At 61.8% G+C, this 23,004-nt stretch carries 21 protein-coding genes and 1 pseudogene; 7 read left to right on the top strand and 15 right to left on the bottom strand.

Going from position 1 to position 23,004, the window contains the following annotated elements; all coding sequences use genetic code 11:
• Positions 1-20: 20 nt before the first annotated feature.
• The 3 genes from F6X39_RS15625 to F6X39_RS15615 form a co-directional block, all read right to left on the bottom strand.
• Positions 21-494: a carboxypeptidase regulatory-like domain-containing protein gene (locus F6X39_RS15625; protein ID WP_187617252.1), complete on the bottom strand. Its 474-nt coding sequence runs from the start codon at positions 492-494 to the stop codon at positions 21-23.
• 130 nt (positions 495-624) lie between these two features.
• Positions 625-2,127 carry a Na+/H+ antiporter NhaC family protein gene (locus tag F6X39_RS15620; RefSeq protein ID WP_187617251.1) on the bottom strand — a complete coding sequence of 501 codons (1,503 nt, stop codon included), beginning with the start codon at positions 2,125-2,127 and terminating at the stop codon, positions 625-627.
• 243 nt (positions 2,128-2,370) lie between these two features.
• Positions 2,371-3,201 carry a hypothetical protein gene (locus F6X39_RS15615; protein ID WP_187617250.1) on the bottom strand — a complete coding sequence of 277 codons (831 nt, stop codon included), beginning with the start codon at positions 3,199-3,201 and terminating at the stop codon, positions 2,371-2,373.
• A 729-nt stretch (positions 3,202-3,930) separates the two neighbouring features.
• Between F6X39_RS15615 and F6X39_RS15610 the strand changes: the two genes are divergently transcribed.
• Positions 3,931-4,368: a response regulator gene (locus F6X39_RS15610; RefSeq protein ID WP_187617249.1), complete on the top strand. Its 438-nt coding sequence runs from the start codon at positions 3,931-3,933 to the stop codon at positions 4,366-4,368.
• The gene (locus F6X39_RS15605; protein ID WP_187617248.1) at positions 4,356-4,793 is read left to right on the top strand and encodes a hypothetical protein; all 438 of its coding nucleotides are present in this window, start codon (positions 4,356-4,358) and stop codon (positions 4,791-4,793) included. Before F6X39_RS15610 ends, F6X39_RS15605 begins: the two co-directional genes overlap by 13 nt.
• A gap of 499 nt (positions 4,794-5,292) precedes the next feature.
• Here the strand turns inward: F6X39_RS15605 and F6X39_RS15600 are convergent, their stop codons facing one another.
• Positions 5,293-6,414 carry a sensor histidine kinase gene (locus F6X39_RS15600; RefSeq protein WP_187617247.1) on the bottom strand — a complete coding sequence of 374 codons (1,122 nt, stop codon included), beginning with the start codon at positions 6,412-6,414 and terminating at the stop codon, positions 5,293-5,295.
• Between the two features lie 174 nt (positions 6,415-6,588).
• Between F6X39_RS15600 and F6X39_RS15595 the strand changes: the two genes are divergently transcribed.
• Positions 6,589-6,873 carry a hypothetical protein gene (locus F6X39_RS15595; RefSeq protein ID WP_187617305.1) on the top strand — a complete coding sequence of 95 codons (285 nt, stop codon included), beginning with the start codon at positions 6,589-6,591 and terminating at the stop codon, positions 6,871-6,873.
• A gap of 206 nt (positions 6,874-7,079) precedes the next feature.
• On the opposite strand, the gene F6X39_RS15590 is transcribed toward F6X39_RS15595, so the two are convergent.
• The 4 genes and pseudogenes from F6X39_RS15590 to F6X39_RS15580 all read right to left on the bottom strand — a co-directional run bounded on the left by F6X39_RS15590 (position 7,080) and on the right by F6X39_RS15580 (position 9,021).
• Complete coding sequence (locus F6X39_RS15590) at positions 7,080-7,295, bottom strand: hypothetical protein (RefSeq protein WP_018424494.1); 216 nt, start codon at positions 7,293-7,295, stop codon at positions 7,080-7,082.
• Between the two features lie 62 nt (positions 7,296-7,357).
• Positions 7,358-7,777, bottom strand: coding sequence for a hypothetical protein (locus F6X39_RS36820; RefSeq protein WP_262414720.1), 420 nt, complete (start codon positions 7,775-7,777; stop codon positions 7,358-7,360).
• A 313-nt stretch (positions 7,778-8,090) separates the two neighbouring features.
• A pseudogene (locus F6X39_RS36815) lies at positions 8,091-8,289 on the bottom strand (translation initiation factor IF-1); the annotation flags it as partial.
• Positions 8,290-8,733: 444 nt separating this feature from the next.
• A complete protein-coding gene (locus F6X39_RS15580; RefSeq protein ID WP_090810393.1) occupies positions 8,734-9,021 on the bottom strand; it encodes a hypothetical protein in 288 nt (95 codons plus the stop codon).
• Positions 9,022-9,557: 536 nt separating this feature from the next.
• On the opposite strand from F6X39_RS15580, the gene F6X39_RS15575 reads away from it, so the two are divergent.
• Positions 9,558-9,842 carry a hypothetical protein gene (locus F6X39_RS15575; RefSeq protein WP_184032543.1) on the top strand — a complete coding sequence of 95 codons (285 nt, stop codon included), beginning with the start codon at positions 9,558-9,560 and terminating at the stop codon, positions 9,840-9,842.
• A gap of 444 nt (positions 9,843-10,286) precedes the next feature.
• On the opposite strand, the gene F6X39_RS15570 is transcribed toward F6X39_RS15575, so the two are convergent.
• The 6 genes from F6X39_RS15570 to F6X39_RS15545 all read right to left on the bottom strand — a co-directional run bounded on the left by F6X39_RS15570 (position 10,287) and on the right by F6X39_RS15545 (position 15,669).
• On the bottom strand, positions 10,287-10,511 hold the full coding sequence (locus F6X39_RS15570) for a hypothetical protein (protein ID WP_090808905.1): 225 nt from the start codon (positions 10,509-10,511) through the stop codon (positions 10,287-10,289).
• Between the two features lie 276 nt (positions 10,512-10,787).
• Entirely contained in the window at positions 10,788-10,991 is a 204-nt protein-coding gene (locus F6X39_RS15565; protein WP_012428559.1) for a cold-shock protein, read from the bottom strand.
• A 512-nt stretch (positions 10,992-11,503) separates the two neighbouring features.
• A complete protein-coding gene (locus F6X39_RS15560; RefSeq protein ID WP_090808903.1) occupies positions 11,504-12,619 on the bottom strand; it encodes a dihydrolipoamide acetyltransferase family protein in 1,116 nt (371 codons plus the stop codon).
• A gap of 7 nt (positions 12,620-12,626) precedes the next feature.
• On the bottom strand, positions 12,627-13,604 hold the full coding sequence (locus F6X39_RS15555) for an alpha-ketoacid dehydrogenase subunit beta (protein WP_187617246.1): 978 nt from the start codon (positions 13,602-13,604) through the stop codon (positions 12,627-12,629).
• Positions 13,597-14,685: a pyruvate dehydrogenase (acetyl-transferring) E1 component subunit alpha gene (gene pdhA, locus F6X39_RS15550; protein ID WP_187617245.1), complete on the bottom strand. Its 1,089-nt coding sequence runs from the start codon at positions 14,683-14,685 to the stop codon at positions 13,597-13,599. Before pdhA ends, F6X39_RS15555 begins: the two co-directional genes overlap by 8 nt.
• Positions 14,686-15,009: 324 nt before the next feature.
• Positions 15,010-15,669: a TetR/AcrR family transcriptional regulator gene (locus F6X39_RS15545; RefSeq protein WP_316251690.1), complete on the bottom strand. Its 660-nt coding sequence runs from the start codon at positions 15,667-15,669 to the stop codon at positions 15,010-15,012.
• An 87-nt stretch (positions 15,670-15,756) separates the two neighbouring features.
• Between F6X39_RS15545 and F6X39_RS15540 the strand changes: the two genes are divergently transcribed.
• From F6X39_RS15540 to F6X39_RS15530, 3 genes are read left to right on the top strand one after another with little or no spacing between them, the layout of a single operon-like run.
• Positions 15,757-18,906, top strand: a complete 3,150-nt coding sequence (locus tag F6X39_RS15540; protein WP_187617244.1) for an efflux RND transporter permease subunit — start codon at positions 15,757-15,759, stop codon at positions 18,904-18,906.
• Positions 18,907-18,924: 18 nt separating this feature from the next.
• The gene (locus F6X39_RS15535) at positions 18,925-20,064 is read left to right on the top strand and encodes an efflux RND transporter periplasmic adaptor subunit (RefSeq protein WP_187617243.1); all 1,140 of its coding nucleotides are present in this window, start codon (positions 18,925-18,927) and stop codon (positions 20,062-20,064) included.
• A 29-nt stretch (positions 20,065-20,093) separates the two neighbouring features.
• Complete coding sequence (locus tag F6X39_RS15530; protein ID WP_187617242.1) at positions 20,094-21,602, top strand: efflux transporter outer membrane subunit; 1,509 nt, start codon at positions 20,094-20,096, stop codon at positions 21,600-21,602.
• Between the two features lie 235 nt (positions 21,603-21,837).
• On the opposite strand, the gene F6X39_RS15525 is transcribed toward F6X39_RS15530, so the two are convergent.
• Positions 21,838-22,944: a lactonase family protein gene (locus F6X39_RS15525; protein ID WP_410450205.1), complete on the bottom strand. Its 1,107-nt coding sequence runs from the start codon at positions 22,942-22,944 to the stop codon at positions 21,838-21,840.
• Between the last annotated feature and the right edge of the window lie 60 nt (positions 22,945-23,004).

Here is a 23,004-nt window from a genome sequence, read left to right as displayed (position 1 = left end):
GCGCGGCGTCGGGACCGCGCTCAGTGGGTGGACGGAAACGCGAACGTCGCACGCGCGCTGCCATTGCCGCGGACGTTCACGGTCTCCCTTCTGGTCACGCTGCCGTAAGTGGCGTTGACCGTATAGCGCCCTTGAGGCAGCCGCACGAGCATGTACGGCCCCTTCGACGTGGCCTCGAACACGGTCGCGCCGCCAACTTTGGCAATCTTCACCTGGACGTCGGCCACATAGCTCGCCCCGGGACCGGTGAACTGCAGAGACAACGGCCACTGCCTTCGTGCCTGCCGCAGCGCAGTCGACTCGTCGCGACCGACTCCGCCGGTCACGAACGATATGTCGCCCTGCTGCTGTGTCTCGGGCATGCCGGTCCTATGGATCTCGCTGGCGCTCTGCGGAGCAGCCGTCTGCGACACTGCGACGCCTGCCTGAGCCAGTGTGAATGCCGCGGCGAGCATCATGGACGCGATCCGGGGAGCGTTTCGTTGCATTTTCATCTTGACTGCTCCTTACAGTATTGCCGACGGTTCGTCGGACGGAAGAACGCTTGCAATAGGTTGGAAACACATCGCGCGCCGGGTATCGGCCACGAGCGAGGGTGCCTCACGACTCGAGTAAGAATACCCGTCAATTCTGTTTGGCGTCTTCATGGACCGGAGTTGGGGGGCCGCCTGCCGTTGAGGTCCCGGCCTGGGCTGGAGGGACGCGTGGCATGCGGATACCCGCGTAGGCGATCGCCACCGTCAGCAGCGGACTTACCACGCAAAATACGGCATAGGGCGCATAACTGAGTGTCGGCACGCCAAGGGTCACCGCCATAAACGCGCCGCAACTGTTCCAAGGGATCAGCGCGCCTGTGGTCGTGGCCGAATCACCAACGGAACGCGATAACACGATGGGCGCGTAGCCGCGTGCCGCGAATGCATTTCTGAACATCCGGGCCGGCAGCACGACTGCGATGAACTGGTCTGCCGTAACGATGTTCGTCGCGATAGTCGCCAGGACCAGGGAGCCGACCAGCGCCCCACCGCTCCTGGCCCAATCGACTACCGGGGCAATGAGGCGTTCTATCGCACCGCACTTCTCGACCACCCCTCCGAATGCCAGTGCCGTGATGATCAGCCAGATAGTATTCAACATGCTGTCCATACCGCCGCGAGTGAGGAGCGTATCAAGCACTGGATTTCCAGTCGTGGACCTGTAGCCGCTCCCAAGCGCAAGCCATACGCCTTTGAGCATCGCAATCGGGATCGGCACGCCCTCTCGCGCGGCGGCAAATGCGAGGACTCGCGCTGGCTCGACGAAAACGGCAACCACGCCACCCGCCAATGCGCCAAGAAAGATGGTGGTAAATGGCGGAAGCCGGAACAGCGTCAGCACGACGACAAGAATGAGCGGCAGGAACAGCACGGGCGATATGTAGAATGCGCTCTGCATTGCAGCAACCTCCGCGCTCGCATCGAAGGCGCCCGGGCGGCGAAGCAGATAAAACACGGCCAGCGTGATGACAATCGCGACGAGTGATGTCAGCAGCGTCTCTCGCACGTGTTGATACAGGTCGACACCGGCGGCAGCGGCCGCAAGATTCGCGGTGTCCGAGAGCGGCGAAGACTTGTCGCCGAAATAAGCGCCGGAAATCACTGCACCGGCCGTTATGGCGGGGCTTAGGCCCATGCTGTGCGCAATGCCCATCAGGCCGATTCCGATCGTACCCACGACAGTCCACGAGGTCCCAATGGCGAACGAGATCACCGCGCAGATTGCAGCCGCCGAGACGTAAAAGTAGTCCGGGCTCAGCAATTTCAGCCCGTAATAGACCATGGCGACGATCGTGCCGCAGAGCGCCCACGTGCCGATCAGCGCGCCGACTGCGAACAGGATGAGAATCGCGCCGATACCGGAACTGACACTGGCATTCGCGGCCTCGCCCAGCGAAGCGAGCGAATGACCGCGACGCCAACCGACGAATACGGCCAGCATGGTCGCCACGACGAGTGCCACCTGGTTCGGCCCGTTCGCACCACCATCGCCGAACAGGTAGAAGGACAGACTGACGAGAAAGACGAGGCCAGCGATCGGTATCAGTGCTTCGAGCATCGTGACCGGCTGGGGTGACTCGCTCCGCTTCATCGCCACGCTCCGTTCGTTTGCTGGGTAGTCCAAACGTCGCCATCCAGACCGCCGGGTAGCCGGTGAATCATCGAAACATGCGCGAACGGCTGCTTTGATTCGATGTCACGGCGCAGGCGTGCGGCCCTCGGTCCTGCGACTCGGCAATGGCAGCTCCGGCGGGCTCGTCGTTGCTTAAAGCATAGGAAAGAATCGTTGCTGCGTGAAGAATTGCAGGATTCGTGCCGAGCTTCCCGCCTGCGGTTACAGGCTGCCGTACCTACTCTCGCTCAGCGCGAGACCTGCAGTCAACGGCAGCTCACCAGGCGTAGCGGAAACCGACGTCGCCCCAGACGCTCCAGGACCGCTGATCTCGAGCGAGCTCGTCCCCGCGATGGCGCCGACAATCGTCTTCCCGCTGATCGTCACAGTGCCGTTGGACTTGATCTGCAAATCCGCAGTGCCGCTCGAACCGATCACGAGGAGCGGTGACGTGAGCAACCCACCACCGTTCGACACCACGATTGTTCCTGCGGACGGCGGCAGGCCGCCCGAGGCACCATTGAAGGCGAGGTAAGTCCCGCTGCCACTCGTCGGCCTGCCACCGTCAGTGATCGTCAGCATGCCTACACTGCCCGGACTGACACCGACACCGAGACAGGTTCCGGCGGAAAGCGTGCTGCCGGCGCCACTGACGACGGCCGTCGCCGTCGATCCGCCCCCGATCTGCAGAGTCCCGCTCGAACTGGAAACGGCGCCCCCATTTGTCACGCTCAGTTGCGCAGGTCCGCTGTTCCCAACAATAAAAAAGCCCGCGTTCGTATACATCGAACCTTCACCGGCAACTGTGAGTACTCCGCTGCTGCCCGGGTTGTCACCGACGTGGCTCTGAGAGGCGCTGAAGACCGTGCCGCCGGCGCTGACGTTCAGCGTTCCCGATCCGTTAAAACCGATGTAATACTGCGACTGCGGGTTTGTCGTCGTAATGTTCCCGCCATTCACGGTGATGAGGCCACTACTGTTGGCTGCAAAACCAGCAAAAAGGCCACTCAGTGTAACGTTCGCACCTGTCGGCACAATGACGGCCGCAGACATAAACGGTATTTGCGGACTCCCTTCCGACTGCAAGTCCAAGGCTTGCCGCCGCTACACAACCCAGCCGAGGTTTCAACTTTTCATAACCGATCGTGGTTATTCATGCCTTGCAAGGATTATGGTTTTTCGTTAATTAACTGTGCGCTGATTGGGTGGGTCTACCCCGCATAGACCGAACAACGATGGAAGGATCCGACACTAATTCGAGAAAAAACGCCCGTTTTTTCCCCAGGCAGAAGTGAATATCCATCGGGTAACCGCAAAATTCCAGGTCAGTGAAATCCCATTTTCAATGATCTGCGGCGGCAGAAAAACTCGAACTGGTCAATCGTTCCGGCCAGTAACAACTCGCCGGTTTCAATGGCGCGATTCATTTGGCATAAAGCGGCCGGATTGGGTTAATCGGCCGTCCCGCGAATTGGTTGGCGGCGCATCCGCGTTCGCAGCGAGGTCACCAAAACACCAAATCGATTAACTTCCAGACGGAAGTTTTATGATTATCCGGTTCAAGTCGATGACTCTCACCGGTCGACGTATCCAATATAGTCAACGGGGTGCGGCGGACTTGCGCTGCTGCTTTGGTAAGAGCAAAGCGGGCGAGCGCAATGCCGCAACCATGTCGCCCGACCGCCCACGTGTTGGACGCAGACTGTAGTCGAACAGGCAGCGAGCGCTACCTGGGTATGCCGCTTGCGAAACCCCAATAGGATCCTTCCACCATGTCGTGTCATGTCCACCGTACTGCTCATCGACGATGACCTTGAAAACCGATGCGCGCTGCAACTGGCGTTGGAGAGTCGCGGACACCGTGTTGTGCTCGCGGAGAACGGATGGGACGCACTGCAAAAGGCCCACACGGATTTTCCGGAACTCGTCATCACCGATTTGGAGATGCCGGAAATGGACGGCAAGGAGCTTTGCCGGCGTCTGAAGTGTCAGGCGGTGTTTTCCGGCTTACCGGTGGTGCTGCTGTCGGCTATGCCGGAACCTACGGAAGAGATTCGCTGCTGGACAGCGTTCCTGCGAAAGCCGGCCTCGATAGCGGCGTTGCTTGACGCCGTCGACAGGTTCATTGCAGCGCGCCTGACCTATGCGCGGGCGCCACGCGACTCCGAGTACCCCACCGCGGCGCGCTGGCGAGCCATCGATTCGCGATGCTGGCCGTAAAGCCCAAGCTGTTGGAATGCGAAGCCACAGGTTACACACGCAGCCAGGCGGTGTTTGCTGGACGGCCGGTCCCGTTCTTAGCGGACGGCCTGCAAAGCGGCGAGATTACTGAAACCCGGGTTGAGTCATCCACCTGGTTTTTCAGATTTGACTGGAATGATGCACCGGTCGTGACCCATCACATCGTCAGCAATGAGCCCGTACAGGAACCGTCGCTACAGCGCAGCGCCTGCGCGCTGACACAAGGTAAAAGATGGCAAGAGATCGTCCCCCTTCTCGCGGGCGGCAACAGCGCACGCCTATTGTTTGCCACTTCCTCCGGGCATGCCTCATGCTGCACGCAGGTCAGAGAAAGCAGTTCCCGAACGGGAGACGATCATGAAGTTGATAATGGCAGGAATCAGCGCAATTTCCATCATCGCTAGCGCTTGCGCATTTGCGCAGACCAACACCGGCAACGCTGCGCCAGCACACCGTGATACTCAAAACGCGCAGCCGGGTGCCGCTGGCCAGAGCATGGGCCGTGCTGCGGACGCCGGCAACAGCAAGCCCGCCAGTGGCACATTGATGCAGAAGCGTGAGCACGCGATGTCGCCTCAAGGCGCCTCAAACTCGAACGCAACTGGCGCGATGAAACAATAATGGCGACGCGAGACCCCGATGGCGTGCACGAGCGCGTTTTCTCGATGAGATCTGACCGGGTTCTAATGGTCGAGGCTGATCGCGCGCATGGAGCAGCACGAGCCGAATAGGTAATCGGGGCGTGCACCCTTTCTGTTGCGACGATGCTGCGGATTTGCTTCATGCAGTCGGGGTCGGTCTGTGAGGACCGGCGATGGAATAGGCGCGTCTCGGCAGGTGTAAAACCACCAGCAGATCCCCACATAATTCGTTGCATGCCCGTTACCAAGCCGGGCTCCCCTGCTACGCCCGGCGCGGCAGACGTACGGCGAATGCGGTCTCTTCTTTATCTGACCGCGCCTCGATCGCGCCGTGATGCGCCTTGGCGATTTCGCTCGCGATATACAGCCCGAGCCCAAGGCTGCCTTGCGCGTCCTCGTTGATTTTTCGCTCTGGACCTCGCTGAAGAGGATCAAAGATGCGCTCCAGCAACAGTCCCTCGATGGTTGGTCCGCTATTGCAGACTTCGAAGCGCACCTCGGCCTCCTCGCCAGTCACTACGACGCGAACGGGCGCGTCTCGCGCGCCATATCTGAGCGCATTCAGGACGAGATTGCCGAGCAGTTGCTGCAGACGCGGACCGTCCCAGACACCCTGAACGTCACCGTGCACCTCGAGCTCGATCTGCCGGTCTGGATGGACTGCGCGCAACTGGTCCAGCTCATCAGTGAACACGTTCGTCAGATCAACGGGAGCAGGTATGACGTTAATACCTAGCCCGAGCCTTGTTCGGTTGAAATCGCACAGATCATCCAGAAGTGCCTGCATCCGGGCGCCGCTGCGCACCAGACGGGCTGCAGCTTCTGAAACGCGCTCCCCCGCGTTGAGCGCGGACAGATATGAAGCTGTCACCTGGATCGTCTGCAGCGGGCTCCGCATGTCGTGTCCGAGCATCCCAAGCAACAGATTGCGAGCCTGATCGACTTGTGTGCTGAAAAACCCGAGTGATTCGGCCAGCGCCTGATCGATGGCCTCATTGAAACGGACGATGTCATCCAGATGAGGCGCATCGGGCTGACACTCATCCATCCACAGACGCAGCACGCTTGCACGCAAAGCGCGGTATTCCGCGGCCAGCTGGTTGATGTTGAAACCGCCTCGAGCGCGCAGGACCGCATGGGATTGCGCAGCTGTCTCCGGCGCATCCGTCAGCCGGGGTGCCCGCCCCAAGGATTTTTCGTGCTGCGCTTCCCTGGTCTGCGAAGTCTGCAAATCCCTGGCTACTGCTTCCAGAATCTGCTGCGCGTGGTCGCGCAACGCGAGGGAGCCCATGTTTCCAGCGGCTGGCAGCAGCGTGGCGGCAAACGCCTCCCACTGCGCCAGAATGGGCTCCATTTCCTGCACGATAAAATCGGACAGTCGCATGCCTACTCCGGCGAAGAAATTGAGGAGATTTTTAGCCGAACCGATATTACGCGCCAGTTCGTCGCGGGATCCATCGGGTTTACACCGTCTTGGACTACCTGGAGGTAGTCCATGTACTTGTAATGAACCGCCTGGATTTTCTGGACAGCGGTGAGCGTTCGTGTCCGGCCTTTCATGAAACGCCACAACGATTCGCCGCACGCCCCTGAGCGGGGAGAAGTGGAGCGCCAGGTCGAATCGCTTCGACGCGATATCCGCCAATGGCAGCTTGAACACGACATCCGGGAGAAGACGTCGCTGGCCGGAGTGGCTCTCACGTACGCGCGACGCGAAGCTGATTCGGTCGATGTCGCGCAAAGGGTGTTCGCCCGACAATGCGGCCCACGCAATCCCGCCGATACGCTGTGTGCTCGCTCTCTATCCGACGGCTCTTTCTCTTTAGACCTGACGCTTAGGTGATCCGATGTCCGTACGGCCCCCTGCTTTTCGAGTTCTACTCTCTCGGGTACTGTGGCCGTCAAGCAAAGGCACCGGTTTACCAGAACCGATGGGCAAGCGATTGGATCGAAACGCGTGACCAACACCCCGCTGCATCTTCCTCTGATGGCGAATGGCCGGCCTGCACGCCAATCCCTCTCTCGTTGCGTCCGAAGGTGAGACGTCTGTCACCCGAAGCGCGCGTGCAGCCAGTCCTGCGCCCAGTTCTTCGCATAGGCTATCGCGTCCTCGCGTGCGTCGAAGCCTGCCAGATCGCCACTCGAATGAATCTCGTACCCGGTGCCGTCGGCACGGCTGCCGCTGATGCGTGCGTGGGCCATGTACTCGCCGTCGGCCCGCCGGGGGGTCGGGTCGATAACGATCAGGGTGGAATTGAAGCGCATGGTATTCCTTTGGGGTTATCGCTCGATTGCGACTGTCGCAGAGGGGCGTCGAAAAGCGCGACCTAAGTGCTCAGCATGGCCATGATTTGTCCGGCCTCGCGATCCGAATCGCAGCTTTCCATGCCGCGTTCGCATAGAAGCGCACGAATCGACATGAACATCAGAAACGCGCCCGCATCGATCTCGTGACGGTGGTCATGGATGAGGCCATCCAGTTCGCCCTGCGCGCCGGGCGGCAGAAACCGATCGACGATGTCAGCGCCATTGCACCGAATCCATTTCAGCAGGTCGTTTCTTTCCATACCAGACTCCAATGTTTGCAACGGCTCTGAGTCAACCACCAGCGCATGAAGTTCGAGCCCGCGGTAGAGACGGGAACCGGTTGTGATCGGTACCTTTGAGGCCATCTCATTGTGTAGCGGAAAAGACGGAGCGTAGCGACGTGGGCCACTGCGTCCGCTGCCCTTCAGGAGGTCGGCCACGTTTCGGTTTTGGGTGAAAGCGGATCTCCGGTTCCGTCGGGTAAGCAGCTTAGGGACGCGAGGAACGGTCGCAGATCGAGTGACGATTTCATGCTACGCCCATTGATGGATTTGTACAGATAAACTCGTGCTCCAGGCGCCGTCAGAGAATCACAGGGACCATGCAAGTCAACCCGGCACTTACGTACCGCAGCGCCGGTAGGCGGCGGCGATCCGAAGATCCACATCGGACTGCCTCTCTCCTCAGGCTCATCATGTGGCGACGCAGAGTGCGCCTCCGACATGCGTGGCAAGCAGTCTCGACGTCAACAATTCAACGACGGCGAAACGAAGCGCGCGAAACTGCAGTGCAGCCCCGTTCGCCCCTTTTTGGCGGAAATCGATTCACCCTTTCGTCAGGTCATAAGGCGTTCCAGCGTTATCCGGCCGCCTGCGAGGAGACCGATACGATGTTTGCGCCTCTGGCACGACGCGGACGCACCCGCGACCACGCCATTGCCTAGCGTGACACGCAACGGCTATCCGGACCGGCTTTATTTCGGGGGTACGTGTTCGTCGCGGAACAGCCGGGAACGCTTGGCCCGATTGGGCGACGAGACGGCGTGAGCCAGCGACGCCAATTGCTACTCGACTTGCAGGTCTGCGGTACGTTTTTGCAGCCGGCCACATCGAATCTTCGGGGATGGCCAAGTCGCGAATCGTTCGGGAGGATGATCGCCGGCGAGCGTACCGAGCAGCACCTCGATCGCAGCCCTGTCCCGCTATTGCGGCAATGAGGTATGCTCACCGCCGGGTAAAGGGTCCGTTGCGCAGCGGAATGCGGCCATACCGGTCGCCAAAAGCTGGAGGTGCTGGCCGCCTTTTATGTGGGAGCGACGATCGGATCGGCCATCAGGCAGACAGCAATTCGTCGCACGATCGAGCACATCGATGGATGCTGTCCGTCAGCGGCGTTTTCATATGTCGATGACCGAAGCGCCGCTCACCTTTCCGTCGACGATGTCCTTTCCCTGCTGCCGGGCGGCTCGCCTTGCCGTACCGAAGTCAGAGAATGTATGCGTTTGGTTCAGCCTGAAGACCCGGCTTGCGGAGGGAATTGCTGTCGCCGCCGGACGACATATCCGTACTGCAATTTCGTAACCTTCCGCGTAACGGGAATGTCCGTCAAAGCGGCTGAATGTGCGGGGAAAGACAAGGGGATGAAGTTCGTACCCCTTGTAGAGAAGAATCGGGTGTGTCGACATGTTGGTCACTCCGCAGGGTATGGCTCACTATACGCTGGAACGGGTTACATCGGGCGGCGCAGACGCGGAGACTGTTACCAGAATTGTATTGACCGATAGTACTGTCGCGCGTACCTTGAAACGTGGGGTCGGCAAAGCGGGGCACTGCCCGGATTGTCATAGCGTTGGCTTAGATGGCCGGCGACGGCTGCCTGCCTGGTTCCACCTCTGCGCTTACGTTGCAAACCCTTCAAGAACACCACGATCAACAGCGTCTGCTTGCCACGCGCGATGAGGCTGGCCAAGGATACGGGAGCGACCCACTTCGTGAGTTCGGGACAGTGTGGTGCCCGATCGGACAAACGTGAGCGGAATGCCGGGTGAGGGAACGCTTGCGGATGTTAAGCACGAAGCTCGGGTATCCGCGTACCGGACAGCTAGCCAGGAAACTTCGTTCCGGTCGCCTCGTCGGTGTGGCTCGGGGGCGTATCTCCTTCGGCCAAACCTGCACAACGATCAAAAACGTGCTGCTTGCTGCGGCCAAAAGGAGTGACCTGATGACAACCATTCGCCATTATCGCGGTCTCGATATCTCCCTACTCGTGTATCCGCATCGCACGACACAACCGGGATATGGTCACAATTACGAGGAAGGATTCGATGCGTCGATTCGCATCAGCGACCCGGATTCCATGACGGACAACCCGCGAAGTCGCTTATTCCGTGTGCCCGGCAAGAGGCCCTTCGTGAATGCCGGCGACGCAAGGCGCGCGTCGGTGGCCTACGCCGAAATGCTGATTGATACCGACGGCTTTGATCGCACCATCCTGGAGTCCCCCTGAGCGCTAGAGCCAGAACCTGAGTCTATGCAGAAGGTACCCGTGTTCGCGCGCGCCAGCGGCACGCCATCAACAATGCGTGTGATAAAGAAGTTGACCTTCTGATCGTCAGTCGCCACATGCTCGGCAGGCTATGCCGGTGCGACCGCATTGCTGCCAGTTCCGGTCATCGCCTCCTCAGGCGTCGACCACGAAGTAGATACCGTCATGCCCGAAGGGAAGCCATGTCCATTCCATCTCGGCCGCATAGTGACCGATGGGTGATTGCCGTCCGCCCGCGCCTGCGTTCACACTTCGACCCATTCTGAAAGGTCAAAGATGTTCGCACTGAGCGCCCCGCTCAAATCGGAAAGTAACCGATCGATCGCGCGTGATGTTGGCGCGCGCCTTATTGCACGCGTCCTGACGCCTGAGATGCGTTGAGCGTGCAGAACTGGCGCGTCGCCGTTAACCGCGCGTGTCGACCCAGTTGCGTGCCCAGCGTGTCGAGTGCTGCAACGCCTGCTCCTCACTCGTGAAGTAATCGAGCGAATAGAACTGGTAGCGGCCGTCCGCGCGCTCGCTATCGGCGCGTTCTAGCAGCAGGTTGGAGGAAAAACTGCCGTCGGGCAAACGATGCGCCGAGGGCTGTACGGCATAGCCGTTGTATTGTTGAGTTTGTTTGTTCTGCATTTTAGTTTTAATAATGTCGAGTGCGCGCGTGCCTTGCGAAATGTGCACAGGTACGCCGATTCAAAGGCATCTCAGGCCGAATCTGAAGCAGTCGGAAAGCGAAGACGTGGCGCTAATGCCAGAGGGGAAAATGAGCGCAATGAGACGTATGGCGCTTGGCAAGCTGCCGGCGAAACCGATGCAGCCAGGAGCGAACACGCCACTTCAGGAAACAACGCTCCGTAAGGATGTCCCTGCAACCCGGCGTCCGTTGCGGAACGCCGGGCTCTTCAAACTTTACAGCGGCTTGATGTTAGCTGCCTGCAGACCCTTCGGGCCTTGCTTCGTTTCGAAGCTCACCTTCTGATTTTCAGCCAGCGTCTTGAAGCCGTCGCCGCTGATTTCGGAGAAGTGAGCGAAAAGGTCGTCACCGCCCTTGTCCGGGGTGATGAAGCCAAAACCTTTGCTATCGTTGAACCACTTAACGGTACCGGTATCCATGAAGAATCCTTGAGAAAAAACGGGAAAATGTGCTCCGTTGAAGAGCGTATGAAGCGTCAAGGAGGGAGAGGACAACGAATACCGCTGAGGAGCGAGCAATTGATGAACAGCAATCGAACTTCTTGAACTTCATGCGGCACCTTAACCGCCGAGTGGTACCAGCGTCAATACTTATCTTGTAACTGTTTCACGGGGCGGGGCCGTTTTGCAGACGAAGCGATCCAAAGACCGGGTGCGCTGCTCGAAGCTGCGAACCGGCACGCCTCGATCGATTTACGGATTGGCATACGATTTCGCTGTGCCTGTATGGCCGACACGCTTTATATGCAGAACGGACGCCATATTGTCGCAATCGCAGTTAGCACAAGACACGCTCCCGAGCAAATTGAACAGGCGCTATCGTTGAAGGGCTGTCCCCCCACCCGTTACGGCTTGGCAGCAGAAATCTGCGAACGTCCCAAGCTGGACACAACGCATACACCTTCCGAATTTTTGAATTCGTGCAGTCACAGCTACTGCGCCATCTGCAGATCCACGATCGCCGCGGCGAGAAACCGTGCTGCTTCGCCGCCCGTGACGACCCGATGGTCGAACGTCAGACTAAGCGGCAAGATCCGATGCACGGCCGGAACGCCACTTACCGCCACGACCTGCTCGTGAATGCGCCCCGCTCCGAGGATCGCGACAGTGGGCGGCACGACCACGGGAGCTGCGTATTTGCCGGCGATCATGCCGAAGTTCGACAACGTGATCGTATTGCCGCGCAGTTCCTCCGGTGGAATCTTGCGTGCCCGGATGTCGACACGCATCCGGTCGAGGCCGCCGCGCAGATCCGCTGCGTTGCGGTGCGCAACGTCGCGCAATACCGGTACAAAGAGGCCATCCGGTAGATCGACGGCGATGCCGAGGTCGATCTTTTCCAGTACGTGGCGCCGTCCCGCATGTCCGTCGAACCATGCGTTGAGCCCGGGTTCGGCGCTGCATCCTGCTACCAGCGCACGGATCAGGCGGATCGTCACATCGGTATGTGGCGGCCACTCGTGAATGTCGGCGTCGTCGATGACGGTCGCGGCCGCCACTTCGCTCTGCGCGCGCGCCATGTTCTGCGCCATCGCGCGCCGCACGCCGCGCAGCACTTCGGGCGGACCGAGCTGAGCGAGTATCTTCGCGACGCGCTGCACGTCAGCCGCCGTGATGACACCCTCCGCCCCCGACGGTGTCACCATCGCAAGATCGACATCAAGCTTGCGCGCGAGCGCCCGCACCGCCGGGATCGCCTTGATTGTGCCGACACCCGTGCCCGGGCTGCCGCCGAGCGCCGCCGGCGCTTCGTGCACCACGTGCTGGCCGACCTCCATATGACCGACCACGGTACCGGCATCGGCTTCGTCGGCCGCTCCTTCGAATGCGACGAGCGGCGCCCCCAGATGCACGATATCGCCGGGCTGGCCGAACAGCTTCGCGACTCGGCCGGATTGAGGCGACGGAATATCGACGATCGCCTTCGCCGTTTCCACCGACAGCAGCCGTTGATCCGCGCGAATGTCTTCGCCGCTCCTGACGTGCCACTCGACGATCTCCGCTTCCTGCAATCCTTCGCCGAGATCAGGCAGTTTGAAGATTTTCATGGCATCCCTACGCTTCCAGCGCCTGCCTGACCGCGCCAACGATGCGCTCAGTGCCTGGCATGTATTGATTCTCGAGTCTGTACAGCGGCACCACCACGTCATAACCGGTGACGCGCTGCACTGGTGCGAGCAGCGAGTACAGTCCGCGCTCGGCGATGTTGGCGGCGATCTCCGCGCCGACCCCTCCGGCATGCGAGCCCTCGTGCACGATCAAGCAGCGTCCGGTTTTCGCCACCGACGCGAGAATGGTGTTCATGTCGAGCGGCTTGAGCGTCGCCACGTCGATCACCTCGGCCATTACGCCTTCCTGCGCGAGCAGATCGGCCGCGGCCTGCACGTCTTGCAACGCCCCGCCCCAACTCACCAGTGTGACGTCTGCCCCATCGCGCAACGTAAAGCAACTGTCGAGCGGCAGCGCTTCGCCGTCATCCTCCACCGGCTGCCTGAAGAGCCGGTACAGCCGCGTCGGCTCGAAGAAGATCACCGGGTCCGGGTCCCGGATCGCCGCCAGCAGCAAGCCGTACGCGCGTGCTGGCGACGATGGCGTCACGACGCGCAGCCCGGGTATGTGGGTGAACAGCGCTTCAGGGCTTTCGGAATGGTGCTCCGGTGCGTGAATGCCTGCGCCGCATGGCGCACGGATCACCAGCGGACACGTCAGTCGTCCGCGCGTTCGATGCCGCAGACGCGACGCATGATTCAGGATGTGATCGATGGTCGGATAGACAAACCCGGCGAACTGGATCTCCACAACGGGCTTAACGCCCATCGCCGCCATGCCGATCGCGCAGCCGGCGAGGGCGGTTTCGGCCAGCGGCGTGTCGATCACCCGCCGAGCGCCAAAGCGCGTCTGCAACCCGACGGTCGCGCGAAATACGCCGCCGTTCACGCCAATGTCCTCTCCGAGCAGCACAACGGCAGGGTCGTGCGCCAGTTCATATGCGAGCGCCTGATTGAGGGCCTCGACCATGTTGAGGTCAGCCATCGCCGTGCCCCTTAGCCGGCGCGAAACGTTGCGCCATCGCCAGTTGCTCACGCATCGCTGCGGGCAACGCCTCATACAGGTGATCGAACATCGCGGATGGGCCCGGAGGCGGTGTCGCCAGGTACGCGTCGACGGCCTGCTCGACCTGCGCACGGCACGCCTTACCGAGTTCCTCGTCCTGCGCCTTGGTCCAGACGTTCACGTGCATCAGGTAGGTGCGCAAACGAAGCAGCGGTTCGTATTCCCATTGCTTGCCGATGACCTCGGCGTCGCGATAGCGGGTCGCGTCATCGGCCGTCGTGTGATCACCAAGGCGATAGCTGAGCGCCTCGATCAGCGTCGGGCCATCGCCGCGGCGAGCCTTGGCGAGCGCCGCGTGGACAACCTGATGCACGGCGATCACGTCGTTGCCGTCGACCTGCAGCCCCTCTATTCCTGCAGCGATCGCTTTTTGCGCGAGCGTTTGCGCAGCGCTCTGGTGGCTGCGTGGTACCGAAATCGCCCACTGGTTGTTATTGACGACGAGCACAAGCGGCGCCTGCCAGACGCCGGCCATGTTCATCGCCTCGTAGAAATCGCCCTTGGATGTGCCGCCGTCGCCGAAGATCGCCACCGCAACGCGCGGCTCGTGACGCAGCAGGAACGCGTAGGCTGCGCCGGCCGCATGGCACACCTGTGTGCCGATCGGCACACAGTTCGGAAAATCGTTACGGGGCACGCTGAAATCGCTGCCGCGCTCGTCGCCGCCCCAATACAGGAGACTTTCCGTCATCGTGACGCCGCGCAGCAATTGCGCGGCGTGATCGCGGTACGAAGGGAACAGCACGTCGCCGGGCTGCATCGCGCTGGCGACACCGACACCGATCGCCTCCTGGCCGACCGACGACGCAAAGGTGCCGAGCTTGCCGGTACGCTGCAGCGCGACCGCCTTCGTGTCGAACGCCCGTGTCAGCACCATCGCTCGATAGAGCGGAATCAGCGCCGCCGGGTCACGTGCGAAGGCTGGCAATGACTGGACAGGCTCGCCATCGGGGCCAAGGTATTGCGTATAGCCGATATGAAAGCTGACAGCCGTCGTCATGTCCGCCCCCCATGTTCTTTCAGATTTCAAATACGTGCCGGAGTTCGCGCGCGAGCGCTACCGCGCTTGTGCCGTCAGAGTTCGGCGCGTACCAACTTGAGTTTAGGCAAGGGAAACACGTACAGGGGGCCAATTCCTCGCCGCCTCAACCACACGCGGCACGGCAACCAGGAATACGAACGCCCGATTGTCGCAATGCAGCAGCGGGTGGCCGGTTGCGCGGCCCCGGAAGCAGACGGGAATTGGGCCGGCATCCCGCCGGCCGCGGCCGCTCCAGGCGAATATCGGCCGGGCAGAATCGGACGAAGACCGGAACGCGCTCGCTCAAAGCACCTTGCATCCAGCGAGGAAGATGCGGACCGCCTCACGCGCGATTCTGTTGCGCTCCGATGCGCCGGGGCGCCTCCTGGTGGCGCCAAGCAGCAGCCGCGCGCGGACCCCGCCGAGTACCAGGTGTAGAAACTGCTCGGTAGCCAGCGCAACGTCATCGAGTTGCAATGCGCCATCGGCGACTGCCGAACGAAGATAGTCCGAAAGCGGCTCCATGCCGCGTAGTCCACCCGCCTTGTTGTAATACCCGCTGATGAGTTCGGGAAAACGATAGGCCTCGGTCAGAAGCAGGCGATGCAATGCGATCATGTCAGGCCGCGTGCCCACATCCAGCAGATGGAGCGCGACCTTCTCGAGGACGTGCTCCGGACGGCGCGCATCGAGCACGATATCGCCGAGCTGCGTGATCCATGAACGACGCAGCGTCTCGACGATTGCGCTGAACAGGCCCGCCTTGCTGCCGAATCGATCGTACAGCGTTTTTTTTGCAATACCCGCCTCTCGCGCGATGCCTTCAAGGCTGGTCTCGCGATATCCAGCGGCAAGAAAATGGCGCTGCGCAACATCGAGCAGGCGCTGCAGACGAATTTCGGACTCTCGCAGCGTAGGACGCCCGCCTGATCGGATAGGTTGAGTCTGTGTTTCGCGCGTCACGATCCAGGCCTATTGACAATGTCTACCGACGGCGGAAACTATACCGGCGCGTTTCCGTCAAGCTACCTGGGACTCGGGGCGAGGTCAATGGTCGATTTCTTTATCGAGCGTCCGATCTTCGCATCGTCGATCGCCATCATCATGGTGCTCGCGGGGCTCATTGCCTGGTTCAACCTGCCGGTGGAGCGGTTTCCGCAGATCACGCCGCCACAGGTTCTGGTCAAGTCGACCTATACGGGTGCGAGCGCGCAGGTCGTGGCGGACACCGTCACCGCGCCGCTCGAAGAGCAGATCAACGGCGTGCCGGGTATGAGCTACCTGTCGTCGGTGAGTGCCAACGATGGCACGTCCACGATCACCGTCACGTTCAACGTCGGCTACAACATCGACATCGGCGCGGTCGATGTGCAGAACCGCATCTCGCAGGCGACGGCGCAGCTTCCCAGCATCGTCAATCAGGCCGGCATCACCATCCAGAAGCAGAACCCGAACTTTGTTCTGGCGGTGAATCTCTATTCGCCAGACGGCTCGATCGATCCCGTCACCCTCAGCAACTACGCTTATCTCCAGCTCGTCGACTCGCTCAAGCGCCTGCCCGGCGTGAGCGATGTCACGATCTTCGGCGAACGCCGCTACTCGATGCGCATCTGGCTCGACCCCAACAAGCTCGCCGCGCTCGGCATGACAGCCACCGATGTCCAGCATGCGATCGCCGAGCAGAATGTGCAGGTCGCCGCAGGCAAGTTCGGCGAGGCGCCGGCGCCGCCGGGCACGACGTTTCAATACCAGATCAACACCCACGGCCAGTTGGCGGACGCGCAGCAATTCGGCAATATCGTGCTGCGCGCCGGCACGGCGAGCGACGCAACTGTGTATCTGCGCGACGTGGCGCGCATCGATCTGGGCGCACTTCAGTACACCTCTAGCGCCTCCGTGAACGAACACCCGGCGGCGCTGCTCGCCGTCTTCCAGTTGCCGAGCGCTAATGCGCTCGACCTCGACCAGCGTGTCAAGGCCACGATGCAGACGCTTGCAAAGCGCTTCCCGAAAGGGATGGCGTGGGGCATCACCTACGACACCACCATGTTCGTGTCCGCCTCGATGGTCGAGGTGATGAAGACGCTTAGCTTTGCGCTGCTGCTGGTGCTGGGCGTCGTGTTCCTGTTCCTGCAGAGCTGGCGGACCACGTTCATTCCGATGATCGCCATTCCAGTGGCGCTCATCGGCACCCTCGCGATCATGCTGGTGCTCGACTTTTCGCTGAACACGGTCAGCCTGCTCGGCATGGTCCTCGCTATCGGCCTCGTCGTCGACGATGCGATCGTCGTGGTCGAGAATGTCGAACGCCAACTCGAGAGCGGGCTTACGCCCATGGCTGCGGCCAAGGCGGCGATGCGGGAAGTGACGGGGCCGATCGTTGCCACCTCGGCAGTGCTCGGCGCCGTGTTCGTGCCGATCGCCTTCCTGCCGGGCGTGACGGGCCGTCTCTACAATCAGTTTGCGTTGACCATCGCCATTTCGGTGGCGCTCTCGGCGTTCAATTCCCTGACGCTCAGTCCGGCGCTCTGCGCGTTGCTGTTGCGACGGGACAGGCCGCCACGCTTCATCCTGTTTCGCAAGTTCAATCAAGGCTTTAACTGGGCGCGCAGCCACTACGCGAATTCGCTGCGCGGCTTGATCCGGCTGCGCTGGCTCGCGCTGACGGTCTTCGCGTGCGGCCTGGGTGTGACCTGGCTGCTCCATTCGACGATCCCTTCCGCCTTTTTGCCGGTTGAAGATCCCGGCTATTTCTATGTGATTACGCAACTCCCGTATGGCGCTTCGCTGCAACGCACCGAAGCCGTGGTGGAGAAGACCCGCGCGATCCTGAGGGCGACACCCGGCGTGGCGAACGTGCTGTCCATCAGCGGTCTGAATTTCATCACTCGCAGCACGACGTCGAACAGTGCGGCCCAGTTCGTGATCCTGAAGCCGTGGGACGAGCGAGGTGCGAAGCAGAGCGTCGCCAAGCTCATCGCCACGGTACAGCCGAAGCTCAATCAGATTCCGGAGGCGGTGGCGCTTGCACTGATTCCACCGACTATTGCCGGCCTCGGCACCTTCGGCGGCTTCGATTTCGAAATCGAGGACCTGAGCGGCCGGGGCAGTGCCGCACTCGGCGAGGCGACCCAGGCCTTTCTCGCCCAGGCGCGGCAACAGCCCGAACTCGAGCGGCGCACCCTGCTCACCAGCTTCAACACGTCGACGCCGCAATACGATTTCAATCTCGACCGCGTGAAGGCGAAGCTGCTCGGGCTCAACCTGAGCGATGTGTTCAATATGATGCAGATCTATCTCGGCTCGCTGTACGTGAACAATGTGACGCTGTTCGGCCGCACCTTCGAGGTGTTGCTCGAGGCCGACGACAACGCCCGCGGGAACCGCAGCGACCTGTCGCGGCTCTACGTGCGCAACGCCGCGGGAAGCATGGTGCCGCTGGGCACGCTCGGCCGGCTCGAACCGACGGTGGGGCCGGACACGGTGCCTCATTACAACCTCTACGGTGCCGCGGAGATCACCGGCAGTGCGGCGCCGGGCTACAGTTCGGGCCAGGCGATCGCGGCGATGGAGCGCGCGGCGCGCGTTTTGCCGGCGGATTTCGGCTATGACTGGACGGGCATTACCTATCAGGAGCTGCAGGCCGGCTCGGTCGCGGGCATGGTCTTCGCGCTCGCGCTGTCCTTCGTGTTCCTGTTCCTCGCCGCGCAATACGAGAGCTGGACGTTGCCGTTCACCATCATCCTCACGGTACCGCTAGCCCTGTTCGGCGCGCTGGGGCTGCTGTGGCTGCGCCACATGCAGGTCGACATCTATGCGCAGATTGGTTTCGTCCTGCTGATCGGGCTGGCGGCGAAGAACGCGATCCTGATCGTCGAATTTGCCAAGCGGCGCCGCGAAGCCGGCCTCGATATCGTCGCGGCGGTGACCGAGGCGGCCCGCCTGCGTCTGCGCCCGATCCTCATGACCGCGTTCGCGTTCATCTTTGGCGCCGTCCCATTGATGATCGCCTCCGGCGCGGGCGCCGCGAGCCGCCGCTCGATCGGGACGACGGTGGTAGGCGGCATGCTCGCCGCCACCCTGCTCAGCCTCGGATTCGTGCCGATCTTCTACACGGTGATCGAGCACTTGCGTGAGGCCGTGCTCAAACGTATCGGTCGCGCGCCTCGCGATGGCGGCGAGGCGGCGTCCGGGGATTGATCGGGGAGCAACGGCGCAATGAGAGTCGGCAAACTTCGCGTTGTAGCCACAGGCCTGGCGATCGCCGTAGTCGTCTGCGTCCTGTCGTTCACAGGTGGGGGAGCGCGACAGGCTACCGGCAGCCCGCCCGCGCCGGACCCAGCCGCCCCTACCGAGGTGCCCGTAACCCCGGTGGTCGAGCATACCGTGCCGGTTTACCTCGAATATGTCGGCACCACGGACGCGATCCGCACCGTCACGCTTCAGGCGCAGGTGACCGGCTACCTGGCGAAGCAGGGGGTGTCCGACGGCTCGGACGTGAGCAAGGGCACACTCCTGTATGAGATCGATCCGCGCAGTTATCAGGCGGCGCTCGATCAGGCGAGGGCGCAGGCGGCAAAGGATGCGGCGGCGCTCGAATATGCCATCGCCAGCCATCGCCGCAATACGCTGATGAGCGAGACGGGCGACGTGTCGATCGATACGCTGCAGCAGTCCGCGAGCACCGAGCATCAGGACCTGGCCGCGCTCGCGGCGGATCGTGCGCTCATCGAGACGGCACTGCTCAATCTCGACTTTACGAAGATCCGCGCGCCGTTCTCCGGGCGTCTCAGCCTGAGTCAGGTGCATGAAGGTGCGCTCATCAGCAGCACGGGGACCCAGCTCAACACCCTCGTGCAGCTCGATCCGATCTATGCCACCTTCAATCCGCCGGACACCGATCTCGCCACTATCCAGCACGACCAGGCGAAGGGGACCATCGCGGCCGAGGTCATCGTCGGTCAGGGCGCGAGCCCGCAGTACCGTGGCAGGCTCACGTTTCTCGACAACAACGTGGGGCGCAGCAGCGGCACCATCACCGCGCGCGCGACCGTCGAGAACCCGGATCACACGTTGCTGCCGGGGCAATTCATCCGCGTGCGCCTGCACGTCGCGGACGCACCCAACACGCTGCTGGTGCCACAAGTGGCCGTCGGCTCCAACCAGCTTGGCAAATACGTCTACGTCGTCGGCGCAGACAAGCGGGTCGAGCAGCGCTACGTGACCCTCGGCTCGGACTACGGGCCGCTTGTCGCGGTCAGGAAGGGCGTCGTTCGGGACGATTCGGTCGTTGTCGGCAATCTCCTCAAGCTCAGCCCCGGCATGGCCGTGAAACCGGTTGCGGCGAAGCCTTCGTAAACGGCCCGTAACATGAGGAGCGCGCAGCAATGACATCGAACCCCGGCTTTGCGCGTCACCGCCGGGCAGCATGTTGCCGCAGCGCCGCCTGCGCGGCGCTTTCGGCGGCGACGCTGCTTGGCGGCTGCGAAGTCGGACCTGACTTCGCGCCACCCGGGCCACCGCAGGTCAGCGGCTATACGCGGGAGCCGCTGCCGGAGCGAACGGTCGCGTCGGACGTCCACGGCGGCGAGGCGCAGCGCTTCGTGCAAGCTCTCGACATTCCGGGGCAATGGTGGACGCTATTCCACTCGGCTGCGCTGAACGCACTCGTAGAACGTGCGCTTGAGGCCAACCCGAGCCTGCAGGCGGCGCAGGCCACCCTTCGCGAGGCCAACGAAGCGCTTTACGCAGCACAAGGGGCGCTGTTCCCGACGGTGAGTGCGGACATCTCGACTGCTCGCGAGAAGATTTCGGGCTCGCCGTTCGGGATCTCGACCGCGGTGCCGGTCTTCAGGCTCAACAACGCCTCGGTGAGCGTCACCTACCTGCTCGACATCTGGGGCGGTACGCGCCGGCAGATCGAATCGCTCGCCGCGCAAGCCGAGTACGAACGCTTCGAACTCGAGGCGAGTTATCTGAGCTTGACGTCGAACGTCGCCACGGCCGCCGTACAGGAGGCTTCGTTGCGGGCGCAGATTGCAGCCACAGAGGAGATCGTCGACATCGAGACGCAGCAACTCGCGGGATTGAAACGGCAATTCGCGATCGGCGCCGTCGCCAATGCGGCGGTACTCGCGCAGGCGGCCACGCTGGCGCAAACACGCGCGCAGTTGCCGCCGCTGCAAAAGCAACTGGCGCTGACCCGCAATCAGCTCACGGCCTATCTTGGCCGCTTCCCGAGTGACGAGCTGGTCGAGACGTTTGATCTCGCGTCGCTGCAGTTGCCCGACACGTTGCCGGTCAGCCTGCCGTCGACACTCGTCGAGCAGCGTCCGGACATTCGCGCATCGAAAGCGCAACTGCACGCCGCAAGCGCAGAGATCGGCGTCGCGACCGCCAATATGTTGCCGCAACTCACGCTCAGCGCCGCCTATGGCAGCGAGACCAACGATGCGCTGTTTTCGCCGGGAAGCGCGATCTGGAACCTGGGAGCGGGCCTCACGCAGCCCCTCTTCGAAGGTGGAACTTTGCTGCACCGGCGCCGCGCCGCAATTGACGCTTTCGATGCAGCAGCGGCGCAGTATCACAACACCGTCATCTCGGCCTTTCAGAACGTGGCTGATGCGTTGCGAGCGCTGCAATCAGATGCGGACGCAGTGGTGGCCGAGGCCGCAGCCGAGCGGGCGGCGGCGGACAGCCTCGCTGTGTCCCAGCGCGAGTTCCACGTTGGCGCGATCAGCTATCTTGCGCTGCTCGACGCGCAGCGGACGTACCAGCAGGCCCGCATCAGCCTCGTCCAGACTCAGGCCACCCGGTATTCCGATACCGTCGCACTCTTTCAGGCTGTCGGCGGCGGATGGTGGAACCGCAGCGATGTGGTGCGTGACCGCGGCTAGTGATCCTCATCGCGGGCATGCCCTCCCGTCGCCCGGAACCATGCGGCACAGTCATGGACCTGGCAAGCCATTCCGGACGGCTGGGATTGTCATCCTGTCGGCCCGCAAACAGACCGTGGCAATCTGGTTCGAGTGGTTCAGAGTGGCCGTAAGTGGAGGGTCGACGTTCCGCAACGGGGCGCCGGGTGCTTTCCAAGGCAGCCCCGTTCAAGCCTGGCGATCCGGGAATCAAACCTCAATCGGCGTTTGTGCCATCAAACTCCACGAGTTCAACCCAGTTCGCGCCCTTGCCGACCGGATACTGTCCGATCGCACTCAACTTGCCAGTCTTATGATCGATGTTGTAAACGCTAAGGCTCGTCGATAATTGCCCGACAGCCAGCAAGTACTTGCCGGACGGATCGATATTGAATCCACGCGGTTGCTTTTCCGTCTGGTATGTACCGATACGCGTCAGCCTGCCAGAGGCAGCGTTCACCTTGTACGCCGCGAGCGTGCTCGATGTGCGCTCCGATGCAAACAGGAATCGCCCGTCCGGGGTCAGGTGGAGATCGGCCCCCCATGGCTTGTCGCCGGAGAAATCGGGCGGCAGGATCGAGACTGTTTCGACCGGCTTGACGGTGTCGCGGGTGCTATCGAAGGCGAGTACATGCAGCTTGCCGTCGAGTTCATCAATCAGGTACGTGAAGCGATGATCCGGCGAGAATACGAAGTGACGTGGTCCCGATTTCGGCGGCAACGAATAGGCGGGCGCGGTGTCCTCGGTCAACTGCCCATTCGAGGCGTCGAACTTGAGACGAAGCCAGGCGTCCGAGCCGAGAACCGACGCGAATACGAAACGGTTGTCCGGAGCGTTGCGGATCGCATGAGCCATCGGGCCGGTCCTGACGGTCTGCTGTACGTTGCCGACCACGCCATCCGCGCCGATCTGGTTCACCGCCAGAAGGTTGCCGCCATATGACGCGGAAAAGAGGTAACGGCCGTTTGCGTCCGTCGAGATATACGCCATGCTATCCGCAAGCGGCGCCCTGCCGAGTTCGATCAGCCGGCCATCGAGCGGATTGACCGCAAAGCTCACCACGCGATAAGGCTTCGAGCGCAGTCCTGCGTAGAGCCGGAGGTGATCCGGCGAAAACGCCATCGGCATCACCGTTGCACCGACAGACACAGTCTCCACCGGCGCAAGCGAGCCGTTCGACTTGTCGAGACTGAAAACCGAGATATCCTGGCTATCTGCATTCGATACATATGCGTACGTCGCGGCCTGTGACACGCAGGAGAGGGAAGCACCGGCAATCAGAATTGCGGTGGCGCCCAGCACGCCTTTAACGTTCATGTTCATACCCCAGTTAGAAATGGTTTAGATTGTCTGAATCGACCAGCGCTTTGCGTCGGTCAATCG

This window comes from Paraburkholderia sp. UCT2 (assembly GCF_014397665.1).
Taxonomy (GTDB): Bacteria; Pseudomonadota; Gammaproteobacteria; order Burkholderiales; family Burkholderiaceae; genus Paraburkholderia; species Paraburkholderia tuberum.
Note: the sequence above shows the minus strand (reverse complement) of the source record. Positions and strands in the feature narration are given on the sequence as shown.